The organism is Bacillus sp. NPDC060175, assembly GCF_042728695.1.
GTDB lineage: Bacteria > Bacillota > Bacilli > Bacillales > Bacillaceae_G > Bacillus_A.
Genome location: NZ_JBHWYR010000167.1, coordinates 1 through 3,577 on the forward strand (window position 1 = coordinate 1; position 3,577 = coordinate 3,577).

Annotated in this window: 2 protein-coding genes and 1 pseudogene; 1 reads left to right on the forward strand and 2 read right to left on the reverse strand. The window is 32.8% G+C overall.

Annotated features, from left to right (window positions below):
- Positions 1-132: 132 nt before the first annotated feature.
- Positions 133-1,548 carry an amino acid permease gene (locus ACFWDE_RS30120; RefSeq protein ID WP_377896347.1) on the reverse strand — a complete coding sequence of 472 codons (1,416 nt, stop codon included), beginning with the start codon at positions 1,546-1,548 and terminating at the stop codon, positions 133-135.
- Between the two features lie 688 nt (positions 1,549-2,236).
- A pseudogene (locus ACFWDE_RS30125) lies at positions 2,237-2,551 on the reverse strand (S8/S53 family peptidase); the annotation flags it as partial.
- Positions 2,552-2,698: 147 nt separating this feature from the next.
- Between ACFWDE_RS30125 and ACFWDE_RS30130 the strand changes: the two are divergent.
- Positions 2,699-3,169 carry a DUF5065 family protein gene (locus ACFWDE_RS30130; RefSeq protein WP_002169407.1) on the forward strand — a complete coding sequence of 157 codons (471 nt, stop codon included), beginning with the start codon at positions 2,699-2,701 and terminating at the stop codon, positions 3,167-3,169.
- Positions 3,170-3,577: the final 408 nt, after the last annotated feature.

Below are 3,577 nucleotides of genomic sequence, written 5' to 3' on the forward strand. Positions count from 1 at the left end.
ATATTTATTAATTATAATAAATTTAACTTCCCAAATACTCATTTTAATACTTATAAAAAAAGATGACTTCTGTAATAAACAAAAGTCATCTTTTTCCTATTTTATCAATATCTATGTTACTCAACATCGATATTATTTCGCTATTTTATCATATGCTTTTGATTTTGTTTCCTCACTTAAATTACTATGTTTCATCGAATACATGAAATATATTACTGCGCCGACAGTTATCCAAATAATGAAGTACACCCATGTTCTTATTGGCAAATTTAGCATTAAAAATACACAACTTACAATTGAAATCATAGGTAATATGGGTACAAAAGGTACCATAAATCCACGTTTTAAATTTGGATGTGTTTTACGCAGTATAATAACTGATACACCAACCAATGCGAATGTTACCAACCCGCCAATATTAACTAAATTCGCTAACTCTTTCAAATCAATAAATCCAGCTATTAAAGAGCTTCCTATTCCCGCCACTCCAATTGTAAAGGTTGGTGCTCCAGTCTTTTTATTAATCTTCGCAAGTGATTTTGGTAACAATCCATCACGACTCATAGCAAAGAATACACGTGTTGCTGCATACATAGTCGAGAAAATAACAGCCATAAGGCCGATTACTGCCCCTGCAGCAATTACACCAGCAATTTTATCTTGTCCCACGACTTCCATTACATAAGCCATTGCTTCAGGTACATTTAATTCTTTATAGGAAACCATACCTGTCATAACAAGGCACACTATAACGTAGATAATTGTACATATAATTAACGAGACAATAATACCAATGGGAAGATTTCGTTGCGGATCTTTTACTTCTTCTGCCGAAGTTGCCAGTATATCAAACCCCATAAAAGCAAAGAATACGGCTGCTCCACCAGCTAAAACGCCACTTAAACCGTATGGTGTAAACGGTACCCAGTTCTCTGGTTTTACATAGAAAACACCAACTACAATAAATAATATAACCATTCCAATTTTAATTAACACCATTATGTTATTGATACGTTTACTCTCCTTCGTACCACGTGATAACATCCATGTAATTATTAATGTAATGACCACCGCTGGTAGATTCATAATACCACCTTGTGATGGAATCGATAATAGTGATTTAGGTATCTCTAACCCCAATCCACTTATTAAATTGTGGAAATATCCTGTCCATCCACTAGCAACCGCTGCTGTAGCCACGATATAAATTGAGAGTAGAGTCCAACCCACTAAATGTGCCACAAATTCACCAATCGTTGCATAAGAGTACGTATATACACTACCTGAAGTCGGAAGTGCAGATGCAATTTCTGCGTAACATAAAGCGATAAATCCACATACAATTGCTGCAAGTACAAATGAAAAAATAACTGCTGGACCAGCATCACTTGCTGCTACTAATCCGGTTAACACAAGAACTCCCGTTCCAATTATTGAACCTATCCCTAACATAATTAAATCAAATAATCCTAATGTCTTCGTTAAGTTCTTACTCTTATTATGCTCTAACAGTTGTGTAACAGATTTCTTTTTTAATAGCTTCCTCATATCCTCTGTGTCCCCTTTAAAAATAAGGTATGTTCTTCTAATACTTTTTTTATATATAATTTTGTATAGATGTTAGTTAATTTAAAACGATTAAATTCTAGTGTTGAGTTATGTGAAAGATTTACCAGCATCTTTTCTCCGAATCCTCATAGGAATCAATTCCATAAACACTGAATCATATTGGGTATTTACTTTATTATCTTATCTACCTATCTGATTCATATGGACACTACCCCAAAAAAGTCTAGAATGTTCCTCTTTTTCTGAAAATTAATAAATCATTTATTTTGTCGTGTTTTGTCGAATTATATTAATTATTCTAAATAAAGGTGTTGTGTTTGTAAAGTATTATTTTTTAGAAATCTCATACAATAAAAATAGATGCTAGAAACCAGCATCTGTTTTTATTACCACGATTTATTTGCGAAAATACAGAAATGATTCCCATAATGGCTGCAGCAGAATTAAATAAAGTAATTCATTTTAAACCTACAGTACTAAAATCTAATCTACCAGTCCAGCTTTATTTAAAGGATGGTTGGGGGGCATCCCTGTTATCACTAAAGTTATTTCAATATACCAATGAGGTAATTACCACTATTAGTGACATAGCTTTCATATATGTAAAAGCTAGCAAGATTAAATCTGGTACCCCCATTTTATCTAAATGTTCTTTGGCAATTCCTTAAATCGATACAGCCAGCCCCAACGATTATAGGTGAGATGCTAGAGGTATCACGGAAATTAGAAGTATAGCGATTGGTTATCTTCTGATCTGTAACCTTTTGTCCTTCGCTATTTTGATATGTATCTAGTGTAGATACATACTCACCCCAACCATATACTTCAATTCTATTACCCTAGTTAGAGAAAGTTAAACGCTTATGGGGAACTCTTGCAGTAAATGCTCCAACTATGGTAACTCCTGAATCTTTAAGTCAGGGCTGTTGCAATTAAAAATTTACTTATCCACATGGTCTCTAAATTCATCTAAATCAATACCCGATTGTTTTTTCTTATTTTTTTAATTTGTCTAACAAATATATAGATGTTAATATGATTTTAGAAGATGCCATCATCCCTTTGACTGTACAGCTGATTTTTCACGAGTAAGATTTCTGATTTTTCTATCGACTAGGAGGTTAAAAAGATGAAACTTTTAGGGAAGGCAGCAATTATTGGAACACTAGCTATTGGAGGTATTACATATTCAAGTACAATTGGTACAATCACACCTGCTTCTGCTGAATCGCAAAAAATCCAAAAAGAAACACCAGTTTTAGACAATTGGCAGTGGCAAAACTATTTTTTACTACACCATAATGCAGATTTCATAGAGGAATTAGCAGTTGGTGACCTAAAGCATGGGAGTACATTCGATGTTACTATTTATACTGGTGGTAAAGATACCGGTATTGTAAAAATATATCGATTAAGCGTGAGTGAGAATGAAGAAATAAACATGCAGAGATATAAAACGATTTATGACTCAGGTATCTCGCATAATTATGGTAGATTTATAACACCTATTACTTCCGTTTATAAACCTGGAACATACGTAGCTGTTATGAAACTTGGGGAAAATTATTATTATGGAGGCAGCTTTAAAATTTCAGATTAACCAAAAATAATTAAACTAATAATAGTTCAGAATTTATTTTAGAGCTTATGTAGATTCTTTATTATTCATCTTATATTGGTATATCGTTTAGATTTGAGGAAGTGTCCTGAGAATGCGGATTTGCGATGCTAAAGACTTTTTATTTACCTTTGCGTTCATAATCCTTATGCTCTTCTGTTGTACATCTTCCGCACGAGCAGGTGCTAGAAACCCCTGTACTTCCACTAAAATTAATTATATTGTATAAAGATTCAGAAAGTATGGGTATAATCGATTTTCAGTTTACTATAATATCAATATGTATACTTATATTTTTTTTCATAACGTATTTTTCCAAAAGCTCATTTTCATTTCCATTTGCTTTTTTCTGTGGAGTGCCATTTATTTTAGTAAAAGAAATAATTAGCA